The following is a 17099-nucleotide window of genomic DNA, read 5'->3' as shown; positions in this document are numbered from 1 at the left end:
ACCTTCTCAAGCTTGATACTTCAGTGAAGGCTGGTATCAAGAACAAACGTAAAACCTGTGGCTGGGATGAAGACTATATGATGAAAGTGCTTGGGCTGATTGATTCTTGATCATGTTTTTGCCCTGGGGTACGCCCTGGGCCTCGGCAAAAATCTGGGCATTGACCCCGACGATAATGTCGTTAGGTGTCGCAGGAATCAGGTTGGCACTGAATCCGGCGGACACTCCGGCAAAGGCGGCGGCCATACCAATCAAGGGATTCTTGCCAATACCGGCATAGAGCATTCCCGCCAGAGGCACCAGAATCAGATAACCGGCATCACTGGCAATACTGCTCATAATCCCCAGGAAAACCAGCAGCAAAGGCAACCAGCGTTCACTGATTTTGGTGCCCGCTTTCTTGATCAAGGTATCCAGCAGGCCAGACTGCTCGGCAATACCCACCCCCAGTACCGCCAGAAGAATAACCCCCAGAACACCGTTACCAAAGGCGAGCCAGTTTCTCAAAATCGCATTATCGAAAATCCAGCGGACATTTTCCGAGGACATCATGTTTTGAATACTGTATTCAATAGGGCTACCGTCAGCGCCTACACTCTCAAAGGTGAATCCTCCCATCAGGGCGGACACCACTGAGGTGATAGCGAACAGCGACATGAAAATAACAATCGGGTCCGGAATTCGATGCCCAACCCGCTCAATCAATCCAATAAAACCGGATCGCTGCTCCGGCATTTTTAGTGTTTCAGTAGTCATTAAGTGCCTAATCAATCAATATAAATAGAAATGATGGCTGTTATAAATATTATGTAAGAAACTTTAACCACCCCTTGACTGATCACTGTATGACCTGTGTCATTCCGGCTTCCGATTTACAGAGTTTTTACACAGAGCCATTGGAGGCGAACCAGCGGCTGGTTATCCTGAGGTGGAACCCTGATATAATGAGCGCTCTCCCTGAACCGCAGTTTTCAAAACTTTCAAAACGCTCCTGAGCGTAGACAGGCCAACGTGCAAAGACTCAATGACCGACAGGCCCAGGCCGTAAAATACATTGACACCCCCCTGCTGGTGCTGGCCGGTGCCGGCAGCGGCAAGACCAGTGTTATTACTACCAAGATTGCCTACCTGATTCAGGAATGCGGCATCAGCGCCCGGAATATCTTTGCCGTTACCTTTACCAATAAAGCCTCACGGGAAATGAAAGCGCGAGTCGGCAAACTGGTGAAAGGACGTGCTTCCAGCGGCCTGACAGTGTCCACCTTTCATAACCTGGGCCTGAACATCATCCGGCGGGAATACAAAGCCCTGGGGTATAAACCTGGCTTCTCCATCTTTGACCAGCAGGATGCCACCTCCCTGATCACTGACCTGATGCAGCGGGATATGTCTGCTGATGACAGCGGTGTTGACCAGATCCAGCACGCCATCTCCAACTGGAAAAATGATCTGATCTCCCCGGCCCAGGCATTGCAGATAGCAAGACAGCCTTGGGAGCAAACGGCAGCCATCGTTTATGAACACTACAACCGGATGCTCAAAGCCTATAACTCTGTGGATTTTGATGACCTGATCATGAAACCGGTGGAGTTGTTTCGCAATGATCCGGAAGCCTTGCGGCGCTGGCAGGAAAAAGTTCACTACCTGTTGGTGGATGAGTACCAGGACACCAACGGTGCCCAGTACGAACTGGTGAAACGACTGGTGGGCGACCGTCGCAAGTTGACGGTGGTGGGAGACGACGACCAGTCCATCTATGCCTGGCGTGGAGCCAAACCCGAGAACCTGGCTCTGCTGAAGGAAGATTTCCCCAGCCTCAAAGTCATCAAGCTGGAGCAGAATTACCGCTCCACCAGCCGGATTCTGAAAGCAGCCAACACTCTGATCGCCAACAACCCCCACGTGTTTGACAAAACCCTGTGGAGCGAACTGGGGATGGGGGATGAGATCCGGGTGATCAAGTGTCGCAATGATGAAATGGAGTGCGAGCGCATCGCCACGGAGATCATGGCTCACAAACTGAGGCATGAAAACAGTTATAAGGACTATGCGGTCCTTTACCGGGGCAACTTCCAGTCCCGGCTTCTGGAACTGAAGCTACAGCACCATGGCATTCCCTATCACATCAATGGTGGCACCTCGTTTTTTGCCCGGGCAGAAGTCAAGGACATCATGGCCTATCTGCGACTGTTGATTAACCAGGATGATGACAACGCCTTTCTGAGGGTGGTGAATACCCCAAAGCGGGAAATTGGCCCTTCTACCCTGGAAAAACTGGGCAACTACGCCAACAAACACCACATCAGTATGTACAGTGCCTGTGAAGAGGCGGCCCTGGAAGAGGACCTGGCTCCGCAATATGTAGAAAGGCTGCGCCGGTTTACCTCATGGATGAATGATGTGTCCCGCCGCCTGCAAACCAGTGAAGACCCCATGCAAGTGGTCCGGGAAATGATTGAGGACACCGATTACGAAAACTGGCTGATGCAGCACTCCTCTACGCCAGCCCAGGCTGAGAAGCGCATGGCCAACGTCTGGTTTCTGGTGGACGCCCTTCAGCAGACCCTGGAGCGGGGGGATGAAGACAGTACGGTGGAGGAAGCCATTGCCCGTCTGATTCTCAGGGATATGCTGGAACGTAATGAAGAAGAAGAGGATGCCGATCGGGTTCAGCTACTGACCCTGCACGCCTCAAAAGGACTGGAGTATCCCCATGTATTTATGATGGGGATGGAAGAAGAGCTCTTACCCCACCGTACCAGCATAGAAGAAGACAATATCGAAGAAGAAAGACGGTTGACGTATGTAGGCATTACCCGCGCCAGAAAATCCCTGACCATGACCCTGGCCGGACAACGCAAACAGTTTGGGGAAGTGATTGATACCCTCCCCAGCCGTTTTCTGGATGAACTGCCCCAGGAAGACCTTGTCTACAGCGGCTTCGATGAGTCCTCAACCCGTGAAACCAAAAAGATGGCCGGTAAAATGGGGCTGGATGCCCTGTATAAGTCCATCGGGGCCTGAGCACTATTTATTCAAGCCATGACTCCGTGGAAAAGCAATATAGCGGGTATGCATTCATTGATACATTCAACAAAATGAGAGGATGTGTCAATCCGCTTTGATTGCCTGTCGCTGACTTTTACCCCTAGAGAAAGCCAGCCTAGATTAGAGGAAATGATATTGATTCAGTGGGCCTGGAAAACGTTTGACGAACTTACCCTGGAAGAGCTCTACACTCTGCTCTCTGCCCGGCAGTCTGTCTTTGTGGTTGAACAAAACTGTCCTTACCTGGACGCCGATAACGGTGACCACTGTGCCCATCACCTTCTGGTCTGGAGCAGCCATAAACAACCGTCTCCGGTACTGGCTGCCTATTTGAGAATCCTGCCACCGGACTCTGAACGAAAGGAAGCCGCCATTGGGCGAATATTAACAACGGCCGCATTCCGGGGCCAAGGCTTGGGCAAAGACATGATTCAGGAAGCATTGACACAATGCAGGCAACTGTTTCCGGAAAAAGACGTGTATATGAGCGCCCAACACCACCTTCAAGCATTTTATGAAGGGTTTGGCTTTCAGGCAGAAGGGGGTATGTATAAGGAGGATGGCATCCCCCATATCGACATGTATCTCCGACATACTGCTCCCCCCTGAAGGGAAGCAGTAAGTCCTTGTCATCCACTCAAGCAGAAGCTCAAGCCTGTATTACAGGGCATCAAACTGATAGTGCATCTGCAGGCGGGAGTGGTGCCAGTCAAAGTTATTGTCCTGGTTCTGGGTATCACTGCTATCACCCCAGACATAAGCCGCACTGAACCAGAGATTTTTCACACTGGGTACCGAATATTCGAACCGGAAGTAGGCCTCATCATTGCTCCAGTTGTCGTTTTTCCCTTTCTGGTAAACGGTGACAAGCTGTAATCCGGGCACAAAGGCGGCTAAATCGTAACGCAGGCCAGCCATGTAGGATTGCATCTCGGAACCATCCAGGGTCAAACCATAGCTCTCATCTGTTAACAGATTAGAGCCACCGTTTTTCGAACCTTCCCGCCAGGTCAGAATAAGATTACTGCCGTCGTATTTCCCGGTTTTACCGTAAGCCAGAGACACCGTAGCAGGACCGAAGCCCAGGTCAAGGCGGCCACTGTATAGTTTGACGCTCTCTTCCTGTCCATTTAGAACAACCTGGTCCTTATCGTATCCAGTGGCGGCAACATTGTGATAGTTACCTGATACTTTAGTGACAACATCACCCAGGTTAAATGTGTATTCCCCATTCAAGAAGTACTGCTTGCTGACATCGCTTTGCTGACCGTAAGCCGCATCAAACTTCAGGCTGTTATCAAACTGGTAACTGCCCCCAACCATGTCAATCGCTTTGGCCTCACCTTTCTGGTTCCTGTATTGCAACAGGTCGGCACTGTTACGGAAGTAACCCCGCATCATGTGCAGCGCATAAAGATCAAGGCCGCCAAATTGTCCCCAATAAGTTAGAGACTGGGTTTCCTCCGGTGTTAACCTTGCGTCAGAATCCCCATAAAGCGGAGTGCTGATAAACTGGTTACCGTACCTTAACTCACCAAAGCCCATCAGATTCAGCTTGGCCACAGCACTGGCCTTGTTAAAGCTGTCGTTATCCGCCCCCAGAGCACCCCAGGTGCCTTTATCATCATCGGTAATCAGATCAATGGCTGAATACACATTCATATCAATGGCAAACAGTTCATTCAAATAGCCTGACTTGTAGTTGAGCCTGACCCCCTGAACCAGGGCATCATGAACATCGTCATCTTTGAACTGGTAATCGAACTTACCCTCGTAGTAATGGGTTCTCAACCCGATGGTCAGGGTTGAGTCATCCAGAAATGAGCTATCCGCGCTTGCTCCCCCGGCCAAACCGATTGCGGATAAAACAGACAAAGCAAGTGATGTGTTTTTGAAAATCATGGTCATTACTCCTGATATTATTTTCCATGACGAGAGAAGCCATCAAGCATCAAACTTGATTAAAAAAAGTTCTTTTTGACATATAAAGAAAACCTATGAAAAACGAATTATGTAGAAAATCCCCCCATGCTAAAAACTGTACAAAGACTTTTTTCAAAGAACAACAAAGCACCCAATTTAAAATAACGGGTTTATAACGGCAAACTCTTGATCTTTGAAAAACATGAAAAATGAATACTTTAATCCACCTTCTCAGGAACGACTCGCCCACCAGGAAAAGATGAACCTGAAGCAGTAAGATTATCAATTTTATTTCTCAAAATTGCGGAAACTGTAACAGAAATCGAAATTTCTGCTACAGCCCCACACACCACACATCGTTAAAGCGGCAACTCCATTTCATTGATCTTTTTATGTGCTTTTCATTGAGTGAGTTATTTATTTCATATGGCAGCGAGCACCTAACCCCATCATCACAACGAGCCACACCAGATAACAAAAAACATGGCAATCAATTCATTTTTAAACTTATATACCTATCTATCCCCAGGTATTATTTACCAGGGTAATCTTATCCTTACCAAGCATTGACGGTAAACTAACAAACAGAAGAGGCTATTTATTTGCTCCAGAGCAAAAAAAACGACAAAAGAAAGGCAAAAAAAGGATAAAAACTAAAATCTGATGAAAAAAGGATTACTTTTTGATCTTATATTTAAAAATCGAGTACTTATCATCCCACTGCATTTGAGAATGACATCACATATTGATTAAAATCAACCCTAACCCGTTACGAAGCCACACCCTGTTGGATACAAAACCGTAAGCAAGGCTTACCTATTAAACAGAACAAAAACAACTATCCAGTACCAGAAAAGAACAGCGTACACCGATACCTTTATCTCCAGACGCCCCCTCCTTCAAGAAGGAGGGAACAGGTTGAAGTAAAGAGCTTCTGCTTAGAGAGCATCAAACTGGTAGTGCAGCTGCAGACGGGTATGGTGCCAGTCGACGTTATTGCCATCAACTTCGCTGCCAGTCCACTGCCTTGAATCGGTATTCTCCCCCCATACATAGGCAGCGCTGAGCCAGAGGTTTTTCACGCTGGGCACTGCATATTCGAACCGGACAAACGCCTCGAAGTTGCTCTGATAATCGTTTTTGCCGTGCTGATACACTGTCCGCACCGTCAAGCCCGGCATAAAACTTGAGAAATCATAACTCAGGCCCGCCAGGTAAGACTGCATGTCAGACCGGTCAAGAACAATATAGTAATCCTCATCCGTCAGCAGGTTGGTACCGCCATTCTCTATGCCGCCCCGCCAGTTCAAAACCACATCACTGTCGTCGTATTTTCCGGTTTTACCATAAGCCAGAGACAGGGTCGCCGGGCCATAACCGATGTCCATCCGGCCACTGAAGACATCGATACTGTCCTGGGTACCATTCTGGTTGGCAGCTTCTTTATCATAACCATCAGCGGAAATATTCTGGTAGTTGCCGGAGAGGGTTGTTGAAACGTCACCCAGGTCAAAGCTGTACTCACCACTGATAAAGTACTGCTTGCTGACATCATCCTGCTGACCATAAGCCGCCTGAATTTTAAGGCTGTTATCGAACCGGTAGCTGCCCCCGACAATGTCAACAGTGTTGTCTTCCCCTTTTCGATTCTGGAAATGATTGAGGTTGGCGTTGTGCCTGGGGTATTCCCGCATCAAGTGCAAACCATATAGATCAAGGTTGCCAAACGAGCCCCAATAGGTAGCAGCCTGGGCCTCTTCGGGGGTCAGCCTTGAGTCAGAATTACCGTACAGGGGCGTTTCAATAAACTGGTTACCGTACCTCAATTCCCCATAACCCAGTAAATTCAACTTTGCCACTGCACTGGCCTTAGTGAAATTACCCCGTTGATCTCTTGGTAAACTATCATCCAGCGCCCACCAGGTGCCTTTATCATCATGAGTAATCAGATCAATAGCTGAATACACATTCATATCAATGGCAAACAGATCGTATAAGTATCCGGATTTATAATTCAGTCGAACCCCCTGAACCAGGGCATCGCTCATCTCATTTTTATCCGCTGGGTTTTTATAATCCTCCCGGGCTTCGTAATAGTGAGTTCTCAAACCAATAGTCATGGTTGAATCATCCAGAAAGGAGCTGGCCTCTTCACTGAATGAGCTGGCAGCCTGCGCCCCCCCGGCAACACTGGCGGCCCAGATAACAGAAAGTGCAAGTGTTGTTTTTTTGAACGTCATTTTTTTAAACGTCATAGTGGTTTTACTCCTGGTACTACTTCCCCATAAAACGCAACGCTGAATTCAGCGCCAAGTTTCAACACAATATTTTTTCAGCCGATGATAAACAGCCAGGGTAATAACCCTATCTAAAACTACAGAAACTTTATTATTGAATCATTCAATAAGCATATTCATCATGCGCATAAATAACCTGATCAATCATCAATATATTTGAGCTAATAATAACAAGCTAACGAAAAAACAAATCATTTTATTTGCCCTGAGACAAGAAAATGGGACGATCTGTAATAAATATAAAAAATCAACCTCTTAAAAAAACAGGAATAAAATTAAATAAAACATCTGCAGACCTGAATACTGCTTACTCATAAACTCCACCAATCACTCCCATTAGATAATCAAATAGCATCCCTTATCGAAATCACCAATCTCCTCATCGAAATCATAAACAACTGTAGTTCGCAAAATATCAACACAACCCGCCAAAATAAAACAGAATTATGAAGAAAATAACCACCATCCAATCGTTACACAGAAAAACAAGGCAAAGTCCATCATTTACATGAACGTTAAAACCACAAAAAAAACAACCATTGCCTTAAGTCAATACTGAATCGTCCCTTCACACGCAAAATCAGCCTCTCTATAGCACGATCAACGACAGTCCTGTTTTTCCATTTGCTTAAAAATTGAATTCACCAGAATGAACATATCCTGACCAGATTTTACCGAGTGTCCCTTTCATCTTGGCCAGCTGTGTTCTTTCCAGGTACTTCGCTTTGGATTTATTGTAGGGAGTCACAGATGTCCGGCAACAACCAAAAGAAACACCCCGTCACTTTTTACATATTGCTATTCTGGCAATTCTGGTGGGCCTTTTCCTTCTATGGTCTCTGGTCATTATTGCCGGTTTACCTGAATAAACACCTGCAATTGAGCGAGTCTGCTTCCTTTGCCATTTTTGGTGGCTACACCGCATTAGGTGCCGGCTTGCTCTTTATCGGGGGCTGGATCGCCGACAACTATCTGGGAGCCAAACGCAACCTGTTAATTGGCACCGCATTCCAGAGCATTGGCTATTTTCTGATTGCCGTATCCGCCGTCAATAAAACCACCACACCGCTGTTTATTGGTCTCGGCTTTGTGGTCATTGGCCGGGCAACCGCCAGCACCTGTCCTCCCACCGTGCTGGCCAGTGCCTACAATGGCAGCGACGACCCCCGCCTGGATGGTGCCTTCACCTACCTCTATATGGTCAATAACGTCGGCTCTTTCCTGACCATGATGATTATCCCCCCCATTGCCAGCATGGTATCCATGACAGCCGCTTTTGCTTTCTGTGGCATCGGCATGGCCATTAACGTTATCGGCCTGATTATGATGCGCAAACCCATGCGTGAGGCAGGCTCCGCACCGGATAAAGTGATCGCAGGAGCCCGCAAGCTCACCACATTTACAGTGGGTGCACTGGTCGCAGTGGGCATTTCAGCCTATCTGCTGACCAACCTGACCCTGGCAAGAGTATTGATGGGAGTGGGCGCCGTTGTTATCTGTGCCCTGATTGTCAAAAACATGAAAGAAGAATCTCCATCAGACCGGAAGCGGATGATGGTGGGTATGGCGCTCTTCCTTCAGGCTCTTATTTTCTTTGTGCTCTATAACCAGATGCCCACTTCCCTGAACTTTTTTGCCATCAACAATGTTGAGCCCTCTGTGTTCGGAGTCCCGGTTGACCCGGTACAGTATCAGGCACTCAACCCCCTCTGGATCATCCTGATCAGCCCCCTGCTGGCAAAAGCATACAGTTACCTGGGAGCCCGCAATAAAGACCTGTCCATGCCAGGCAAATATGCACTGGGAATGATTATCTGTGCCATCGCTTTTGGCTCCGCAGGTATTTCCAAATACTTTGCCAATGTCGATGGGATGGTGTCCTCCTTCTGGATCATCACCCCCAACTTCTTCTTCGCCATTGGCGAGCTGTTGATCAGTGCACTGGGCATGTCTGTGGTTGCCAAACTGTTCCCGGAGCGCATCCGCGCCTTCTGTTTTGGCGCCTGGAACATGACCCTGGCCCTGGCCTCCATTATCGGTGCCTGGGTTGCCGGTTTCTCTTCCTCAGAAGGCAGTGATGTTACCCCCATGGAGAGCCTCCAGGTTTACGGTGACTACTTTATCGTGCTGGCCATCGTGACGGCGGTGGTGGGTATTGTCATCGCAATGATGGTGCCCAGGCTGAATGCCTATATGTCAGAGCAGCCCTTGGATAAAGAAGAAACCGAAGGCGAACCCGTTCCCGCCTGAGCCAGTCGCAAGCCAGAGGTTATTATTCCATGTCAAATGGCAGCCATCATGCCGCAACCGCCCCCTGGGGGCGGTTGTTAAAACCGCGGGACCTGAAACAAAAACAGGTCAATACCATTGCCCTGATCACTTTCTGGAGCCAGTTTGCCAGTTATACCCTGGGCACTATTCTGATCCTTTTCCTGACCCGTCCCATATTAAGCCATGGCCTTGGGTTCACTGAAGCAGAAGCCTACGCCTTCATGGGTGTCGGTGGTGCCATGGGCTACCTGATGCCACTTATGGGTGGCTTCATGGCCGATAACATTGTAGGCGTTCGTCGTTCAATACTGCTTGGCAGCTCGATGCTGGCCATCGCCTATGGGCTGGTGATGCTCAGTGGTTTTGGCATTCACCGTTATGGACCCAAGTTATTTATTGCCGCCTATGCCTTGCTGCCCGCCATGAACTCCCTGTTAATGGGAACGGCGACCGCCATGATATCCCGCATCTACAGTGACGATGAGGCCCGGGCAAAAAGTGGCATGACGCTGTATTACATGTCCATTAATGTGGGCGCCCTGCTGGCCACGATCATTGCCCCCCAGCTGATCGACAGCAAATACGGGCCGCTCAATATTTTTGCGGTGGTATTTGTGGGTAAATCCCTGGCTGCACTGAACTTTGCCTGGCGCTACCGTATCTACAATGACGTCAAAAGCAAACTGGATGAGTCCAGGATGCAGTTGAAAAAAACCGTAAAACTGGTTGGCTATCTGCTCGGTATTTATACAGTCACCCTCATTGCCTACAACAACCCCGGTATCTCCAGTTATATTATCGGTATTGGCTGCACGGTGAGTATTGCCTGGTTTGCCACTGCAACGCTGCGTCTGAAAGGAGCCGCCCGCACCAAACAACTGGTTGCCATCTGTCTGATTCTGGAAGCGATTGTCTTTTTTGTAATCTACAACCAGATGAACACCACACTCATTATTTTTGCCACCCACAACTCAGACTTCAATATGCTGGGCCTTACCGTCTCCGCGGCTCATTACCAGATGATCAACCCTCTGGTGATTCTCCTGATGGGGTTTGTGCTCAGTAAATTCTATGAACGGTTTCCCCGGTTTACCGTACCCTACCAGTTTGCCACGGGCCTGGTGATATCCGGAATAGCGCTTCTGGTGATGTGGTTCGCCTGCACGCACTCCGAGGCCGGCATCATCAATGGGAACTATCTGGTTCTCACTTATTTTATTATTACGGTTGCAGAGCTTCTGGTCAGCGCCATTGGCCTGAGTATGATCGGGCTGTATTGTGATATGAATATGATCGCTTTCGCCATGGGCGCCTGGTATCTGGCCATGGCCTTATCCAATGTTATTTCCAGTCGACTGGCCCAGTTGGTTGCCCTTCCTTCCGGAAAGGTTTCAGCCATGGATGGGTTGCACCTTTATACAGGTTATTTTGCCAAGCTGGGGGGCTCCGCGCTGACCACAGGGGTGGTGATGTTTTTTGTCGCTACCGGGATAAAACGATATATGGAAACCAGAAACATCCGGGTGGCCTGACAGGCTGCCCCCTACCATTGAAAACCGAGCCGTTAATCGCTCAAGAAAACAGGAAAATCACTGCATGCTGTACAAACGTGAAAGTGGCTGGAAAGCCCTTGCCCCGGAACAGAAGGAAGCCATTACAACGTTCTGCGAAGGCTATAAGCATTATCTGGATGAGGGCAAAACGGAAAGAAAGTGCGTCACTGAAGCCATCCGTATGGCTGAGGAACAGGGTTTCGTCAGTGCCGATAATAAAGAATTACTGAACCCCGGTGATAAAGTCTGGTTCAACAACCGGGGAAAAAACCTGGTACTGGCTGTGGTGGGTCAGCAGGACATCATCAAGGGTGCCAATTTTGTGGTTTCTCATATTGATTCCCCTCGACTGGATATCAAGCAGCAGCCCCTGTATGAAGACACAGAACTGGCGATGATGAAGACCCACTATTACGGTGGCATCAAGAAATACCAGTGGGCTTCCCGCCCCCTGGCACTCCATGGTCTGGTGATATTGAAGGATGGCCGCAAGGTGGAGATCACCATTGGAGAGCAGGACAGTGATCCGGTGTTTACCATTCCTGACCTGCTTCCTCATCTGGACCATAAAGTGCAAAGGGATAGAAAGGCGCCGGAAGTCCTGAAGGGTGAGGAAATGCACATTCTGGTGGGTTCCGAGCCTGCCGCCATAGAAGACAAAGAGATTAAGGACCGGGTTAAATACAACATTCTGCAAAAACTCAATGAAGCCTACGGCATCATCGAAGAAGACTTTATCTCTGCTGAACTGCAACTGGTACCGGCTGGCAAGGCAAGGGATGTCGGCATTGATCGCAGCATGGTGGGCGCTTATGGCCATGACGACCGGATCTGCGCTTACACCTCCCTGAAGGCCATTCTGGATATCGATCATACTCCGGAGACAACCGCTATCTGCTTCCTGGTCGATAAGGAAGAAACCGGTTCCGCGGGAAGCACTGGCCTTCAGTCACGGTACCTGGAGTACTTCATGGATGAACTGATCACCCGGATCCGCCATGGCGATTACAGCGCCAGAGTTCTCAGGCAGTGCCTGTGGAATTCACGAGCACTGTCTTCTGATGTCAATGCCGGTATCAACCCCCTGTTCAAATCCGTCCACGATGAGCAGAATGCCTCCATGCTCGGGCACGGCCTGGTGCTGACAAAATACACCGGCTCCCGGGGTAAAGCCATGACCAACGACGCCGACGCAGAGTATGTTGCTGAGCTGAGAAAACTCTTTGACAGCGCCGATATCAAATGGCAGACCGGTATGCTGGGCAAAGTAGACGAGGGAGGTGGCGGCACTGTTGCCATGTTCCTGGCTCACTACGGGATTCGAACCATTGATGCGGGGGCGGCATTGCTGTCCATGCACTCTCCCCTGGAGGTCGCCTCAAAGTTTGACATCCATGAAATCTACCGGGCCTATAAAGTATTTTATGGCTAAGTGAATGACCGGCCTGTATCCTGCCCCTGCCAGTTTCAGCCACAGAGTGGCAGGATACACCGATCACCCCATTGAGAAGGTCATTATGCGGGACAGAGAAGGGTTTAATCAGTGGTCTGGGCAGTACGACCAGGATATTCTCAGAATGCAGGATCAGGGCTACCCTTTTGATGGTTATTACGCGGTGCTTGGTTTTATCCAGAAACGGATTACCGACAAGGCCGAGCAGGAAGCCAGAACCCTGAATGTCCTGGATCTGGGCATAGGGACCGGTGCCTTATCAGAAGTGTTGTACCACAAAGGCATTGGAATCACCGGCATAGACCTCTCGGAACAGATGCTGGACAAGGCACTGGCTAAAATGCCACTGGCCGAACTCCACCGTTATGATCTTGCTCAGGGCCTCCCCTCCGTCATTAAAGAAAGAACTTATGACGCCATCATCTCCACCTATGCCCTGCATCATTTTACCGATGAACAAAATGTACGTCTTATAAACCAGCTTCTGGAAAACCATTGTCAGGAGGGTGAAATATTCATCGGGGATGTTGCTTTCCAGTCGGTAAAGGACAGAGAGACTGTTCGGAATACATCCACTCACTGGGATGATGACGAACATTATTTCACTTACGATGTCCTTTCAGACAAGCTGGACAGAGTCGGCATCCACCATACATACACCCAGATATCCTCCTGCGCCGGTGTGCTGTGCCTGAGAAGGCAGTGTTGAACTACATATCATCAAGCGTGGCACAGGGAGCTCTGATTGTCTGAAAGCCTGGACCTCCCTCTTCAATCTGCCTGGCTTCCTGCTCCAGAGAGCCACCACCCTCTGTAATACCCCGATCAATAACCTGAGCTTCAGGAGGCTGAAGTGCACTCTGCCTGGGGGAGGGGGTGATTTCCAGAATACGGAAGTTACCCCGCCTCGACCTCAGATAGTAACGCTCTATGCAAGGCAACATAAGGCTGAAGCAACCAAACTGGATACGAGCCCTCCCTCTTGCTAAATCCAGTTGGATCAATTGAAACCGGGTATCTTGAAGCCTCATCCTTAGCCCCTCCTCAACAAACTGTCGAAAGACAGTTAAATATTGTTCCACATTTATTGCAGCGCCTCTCCTTTCACTTTGATTGGTCGCTGTTAAATCAATCACTACTTGCCAGCGTGATTCCTGAAAGCCTCCCATCAATGTCCAGTCAGCAGTAAGGGCCAGAAAGCAGCAACAACTGCAATCCGGGCAATTTCTGAAGCCATTAATTAGCCTTCCTTCCGGAGGTCCGAAAAATGATGGGTTATTGTTGATGCTCCCCAGGTTTTCCTGCTCAAGCGCCTCAAGCGTATCTTCATTAATTTGTTCAGCAGAAAGGTGAACGGTAATACCCTCAGATGGATCTTGCTCAGTCAGGGGAATCAGGGAATAACGGATGAAATCTGGAAGATTAAAACTGCATGACAAATCCGCTTCTACATAAAAAGGCATTACCTTCTCTTCACGACTCACTTTGTATTTATGAGTATCAGCCCACCCGGGGATACCAAAAACACAAATCAAGAGAACCCGATATACCTTTTTCACTGACTCACCTTACTGCCAGCCAACCAGAGCACCTGAACTTTAGAGGAATTTCCCTGAATAACCAGTTCGATTCTCAAGCCCAGCCCCCTATTTACCTGAAAGGCGTTACCCTGAGAGCGGTAAAAACGCTTTTATTCCTGGCTGCTCACCCCGATCTTGAATAGCTCTGCCTCTACCTGCTGGTGCCTGGAGTCCCAAAAGTCCGAATAGACAACATTGACCTCACTTCCTGTTCTGGCCGCATCCTCCCCATAGCGACACAGGTCTTCCTCATAGGTGTAGAAGTGGCCCACATTGGGTTTGGGCACATACTCCGTTCTTGTTACTTTCCTGTACTCCGTTTCTTCTTCTCCTGTTTCCCAGTTATACTTTCGACGATGTTCAAGGTCATCCCTCAAGCGGGCCACCAACCGGGTACCCCCAAGGTGGATTTTCATTACACACAGGTTGGCCAAAAACCCCCGACTCATTCGCTGGACCCGGATGACCAACCCTTTGACTTTTTTTTCCCGAAAAGTCCAGGCGCCCCGATAATTCCATGAAACCTCAACTCCTTTTGGGAAAGCAGCATAGGAGGCGGTGTTGTTGAAGGTCAGCCTGGACTTGGCATTTCCAGTATCCCCTTCCTGAGTGTTCCCGGGAACTTCCTCCAATATAAGGTCGCTTTCGGTGCTGAAAGGGTTACTCCAGAAAGCCTTGCTTCTGTAAGCAAAAACGCCCCACTGTCCCAGCTCCAGACCGTAAACCCGTTCCCATAACTGAACATTATCTCCCTCCACAGAAAGGGCATAGGTTTTGAACGGGTACTTCCCGTCACGGCTCTGGTCTCCGGAATGGATTTCAAGCTCTCCTGATTCCCAGATAAACCCCTCTTTCCAGCCAAGGGCAGCCATCCGCCCCGAAATAATCCCGGAAAACCACCAGCCCCTGGGGTCGACCATGACCGGAGTGCCTGCTCCGCAGCCCTCTCTGGGGCAGCTTTCCAGCCAGTCGTGAGCAGCTTGAACCGCTAAAGGACGCCTCTGCTCCTCTTCCGCCTCAACCGGGCCTTCGGAGAAGGCAGCCTCTGAAAAAACCAGACAACCCCAAATAGCCAATGCTTCTTTTTTCACAATCACGTCCTGTGTTATTCGAATGTCCTTCAGACTGCTGATGCCCTTTGTTCTTTAAATCCACAACTCAAATAAGCATTCCGCCCCCAAAAAAACCTTTAAATCAATTCGATACCATTAAACCAGTGCTTTTCTACCGGGCAATTACCTGCTCCAGGCTGTACAACATTCACCTCTCAGAATTAAACAAAAGAAATCAAAAAACAAATTTTTATGAAAAATAAAATTAAAAAACTCAAGAAAAAATTGAACAAACGGCTAATTTAAACACTCGAATAATTCAAACGTATGTTTTGTTCGTATTTTCACTCACTTTCGCCGGTGCTGGGAAGCATACACACGGCACTAGAGGAACTTTAAAATGATGTTAAAAATCAAGCTACTCATGACTGCAATCCTTCTGGCTTACCTGTCTTCAGGGTATTCACATGAGCCTGTGGCTCCTCCCACTTATGATGAAGCAACGGCTGTCTACCCGGATCCTCCCCCCTCCTATGACGAGGCCACTGCAAATGATCAGCCCCCAAAATCCAACCCTGATTTTTCCCTGGGCGACATGCTTCAGGCCGGTATTGATATAGCCAAGGCCAATGATTATCTTTGCGGCTCTCTCAACATTCAGACATCTGGCGACTGGAAAATACACTCAGTACTTGTAAATAAGGGTACTATCCAGAATCAGGTAGAATATAAGCTCACTGAAGAAACGGCTTACACTCCCAGATACGAAAACACACGATTGCTGCAAATAAAACAGTTAACTGGATTTACTGATGGAGCCAGGCTATACCCTGCCAATTACCCTATTGATATTGAACTGACAATATCCCAGCCTGGAGGGGAGAATATGACAACCTTCTCAATTCAGAAAGGCACCTGCAATGCCATTAAAGTTGGCGAGGTTAAAGTCAGCGTCAAGGAAGGAAACCCACTTCCATACCAGTATCAAAGACCAGAACTGGATGATCAGATGTGGCTTGTTCACGGTGTCAATTCGGCTTTTTATACACCGGCTCACCTCATGCTGCCACACCCAGAATCCATCATCGAAGCGGAGCAGGCTCATTTCCTGAAGTAATCTCCCATCAAAGCCACTGCCTCAGTGGCTTTTGCCCTGTACACTAACACAGGTCAATCAGACAGCAGCTTTCTCAACTTAATTACCCGCTTCAAGGAAACAGCCCCATTTTCCAGAACAGCGCTGTATGCATGAAATGAACACAGACCTGACTGCGCACGCAAAGTGTTTGACAGTGTCGGCATATTCTCATGACTGACGCCTCCACCCACAACAATTTCAATATCCCCACCTGCCCGTTCGATCATACTGGCCAGCTGTTGCATTCCATCCAGAGCCGTTCCTTTTGATCCCCATGCCGTGCCACTGGACAACACCCGGTCAACACCGAGGTTGATCAATATATCCAGGGACGCCTGCCAGTCGGGTGTGGCATCAAAGGCGCGATGGAAAGTCACTTCAAGCCCCTGCTGCCTGGCGCAATCCAGCAGCCTTTTGCAGTAGTCGACATGAATGGCATGACTTTTAGCATCAAGCACCCCCAGTACGACGCCATCCGCTCCGGCACCGGCAGCCTGAACAATCTGCTTTTCCATCAGAGCAACCCCATCCTGGCGGTAAAAGAAATGCCCCGGTTGCGGGCGAATCATCACCAGCAAGCCCGGCCTTTCTGGAAAGGCTTCCCTGGCCGTGACGATATGTTCAACAGGAGGGGTTAAGCCGTCATGGGCCATACTGGCGCAAAGCTCTATACGCTGTGCTCCTCCCTGCCAGGCGGCCTGGACAGAAGAGTGCACAGTGGGGTTATCAATACTGTTAATACAGATTTCAATTGCTGGCATAAGGCCTGCCTTTATGGTTTACC

General features: G+C 48.9%; 13 protein-coding genes. 7 read left to right on the top strand and 6 right to left on the bottom strand.

The features are described 5' to 3' along the window. Positions 1–36: 36 nt before the first annotated feature. Positions 37–756 carry an AbgT family transporter gene (locus ACNRUY_RS10345; RefSeq protein ID WP_488111552.1) on the bottom strand — a complete coding sequence of 240 codons (720 nt, stop codon included), beginning with the start codon at positions 754–756 and terminating at the stop codon, positions 37–39. Between the two features lie 255 nt (positions 757–1011). Between ACNRUY_RS10345 and rep the strand changes: the two genes are divergently transcribed. Both rep and ACNRUY_RS10335 read left to right on the top strand, forming a co-directional pair. After that, the gene (rep, locus tag ACNRUY_RS10340) at positions 1012–3024 is read left to right on the top strand and encodes a DNA helicase Rep (RefSeq protein WP_488111551.1); all 2013 of its coding nucleotides are present in this window, start codon (positions 1012–1014) and stop codon (positions 3022–3024) included. A gap of 159 nt (positions 3025–3183) precedes the next feature. Beyond that, positions 3184–3657, top strand: a complete 474-nt coding sequence (locus ACNRUY_RS10335; protein WP_488111550.1) for a GNAT family N-acetyltransferase — start codon at positions 3184–3186, stop codon at positions 3655–3657. Positions 3658–3708: 51 nt separating this feature from the next. Here ACNRUY_RS10335 and ACNRUY_RS10330 read toward each other — a convergent pair whose 3' ends face one another. Together ACNRUY_RS10330 and ACNRUY_RS10325 are read right to left on the bottom strand one after the other, a co-directional pair. Beyond that, a complete protein-coding gene (locus ACNRUY_RS10330; RefSeq protein ID WP_488111549.1) occupies positions 3709–4950 on the bottom strand; it encodes an OprD family outer membrane porin in 1242 nt (413 codons plus the stop codon). A gap of 959 nt (positions 4951–5909) precedes the next feature. Continuing rightward, complete coding sequence (locus ACNRUY_RS10325; protein ID WP_488111548.1) at positions 5910–7226, bottom strand: OprD family outer membrane porin; 1317 nt, start codon at positions 7224–7226, stop codon at positions 5910–5912. Between the two features lie 792 nt (positions 7227–8018). On the opposite strand from ACNRUY_RS10325, the gene ACNRUY_RS10320 reads away from it, so the two are divergent. From ACNRUY_RS10320 to ACNRUY_RS10305, 4 genes are all read left to right on the top strand, one after another. After that, a complete protein-coding gene (locus ACNRUY_RS10320) occupies positions 8019–9518 on the top strand; it encodes an oligopeptide:H+ symporter (RefSeq protein ID WP_488111547.1) in 1500 nt (499 codons plus the stop codon). Between the two features lie 29 nt (positions 9519–9547). Then, positions 9548–11071 (top strand): peptide MFS transporter, encoded by a 1524-nt coding sequence (locus tag ACNRUY_RS10315; protein ID WP_488111546.1) that lies wholly within the window; start codon positions 9548–9550, stop codon positions 11069–11071. Positions 11072–11135: 64 nt separating this feature from the next. After that, the gene (locus ACNRUY_RS10310; RefSeq protein WP_488111545.1) at positions 11136–12524 is read left to right on the top strand and encodes an aminopeptidase; all 1389 of its coding nucleotides are present in this window, start codon (positions 11136–11138) and stop codon (positions 12522–12524) included. Between the two features lie 4 nt (positions 12525–12528). Next, positions 12529–13254, top strand: coding sequence for a class I SAM-dependent DNA methyltransferase (locus ACNRUY_RS10305; protein ID WP_488111544.1), 726 nt, complete (start codon positions 12529–12531; stop codon positions 13252–13254). Position 13255: 1 nt separating this feature from the next. Here ACNRUY_RS10305 and ACNRUY_RS10300 read toward each other — a convergent pair whose 3' ends face one another. Beyond that, on the bottom strand, positions 13256–14104 hold the full coding sequence (locus tag ACNRUY_RS10300; RefSeq protein ID WP_488111543.1) for a hypothetical protein: 849 nt from the start codon (positions 14102–14104) through the stop codon (positions 13256–13258). A gap of 131 nt (positions 14105–14235) precedes the next feature. After that, positions 14236–15216: a hypothetical protein gene (locus tag ACNRUY_RS10295; protein ID WP_488111542.1), complete on the bottom strand. Its 981-nt coding sequence runs from the start codon at positions 15214–15216 to the stop codon at positions 14236–14238. 361 nt (positions 15217–15577) lie between these two features. Between ACNRUY_RS10295 and ACNRUY_RS10290 the strand changes: the two genes are divergently transcribed. Next, positions 15578–16294, top strand: coding sequence for a hypothetical protein (locus ACNRUY_RS10290; RefSeq protein WP_488111541.1), 717 nt, complete (start codon positions 15578–15580; stop codon positions 16292–16294). A gap of 53 nt (positions 16295–16347) precedes the next feature. On the opposite strand, the gene ACNRUY_RS10285 is transcribed toward ACNRUY_RS10290, so the two are convergent. Next, positions 16348–17076, bottom strand: a complete 729-nt coding sequence (locus tag ACNRUY_RS10285; protein ID WP_488111540.1) for a copper homeostasis protein CutC — start codon at positions 17074–17076, stop codon at positions 16348–16350. Positions 17077–17099: the final 23 nt, after the last annotated feature.

Source organism: Endozoicomonas sp. Z74 (assembly GCF_057680865.1).
Note: the sequence above shows the minus strand (reverse complement) of the source record. Positions and strands in the feature narration are given on the sequence as shown.

Coding starts and splice junctions, on each gene's coding strand:
- ACNRUY_RS10345 (WP_488111552.1), bottom strand. CDS start 756: ATGACTACTGAAACACTAAAAATGCCGGAGCAGCGATCCGGTTTTATT.
- ACNRUY_RS10330 (WP_488111549.1), bottom strand. CDS start 4,950: ATGATTTTCAAAAACACATCACTTGCTTTGTCTGTTTTATCCGCAATC.
- ACNRUY_RS10325 (WP_488111548.1), bottom strand. CDS start 7,226: ATGACGTTTAAAAAAATGACGTTCAAAAAAACAACACTTGCACTTTCT.
- ACNRUY_RS10320 (WP_488111547.1), top strand. CDS start 8,019: ATGTCCGGCAACAACCAAAAGAAACACCCCGTCACTTTTTACATATTG.
- ACNRUY_RS10315 (WP_488111546.1), top strand. CDS start 9,548: ATGTCAAATGGCAGCCATCATGCCGCAACCGCCCCCTGGGGGCGGTTG.
- ACNRUY_RS10310 (WP_488111545.1), top strand. CDS start 11,136: ATGCTGTACAAACGTGAAAGTGGCTGGAAAGCCCTTGCCCCGGAACAG.
- ACNRUY_RS10305 (WP_488111544.1), top strand. CDS start 12,529: ATGACCGGCCTGTATCCTGCCCCTGCCAGTTTCAGCCACAGAGTGGCA.
- ACNRUY_RS10290 (WP_488111541.1), top strand. CDS start 15,578: ATGATGTTAAAAATCAAGCTACTCATGACTGCAATCCTTCTGGCTTAC.
- ACNRUY_RS10285 (WP_488111540.1), bottom strand. CDS start 17,076: ATGCCAGCAATTGAAATCTGTATTAACAGTATTGATAACCCCACTGTG.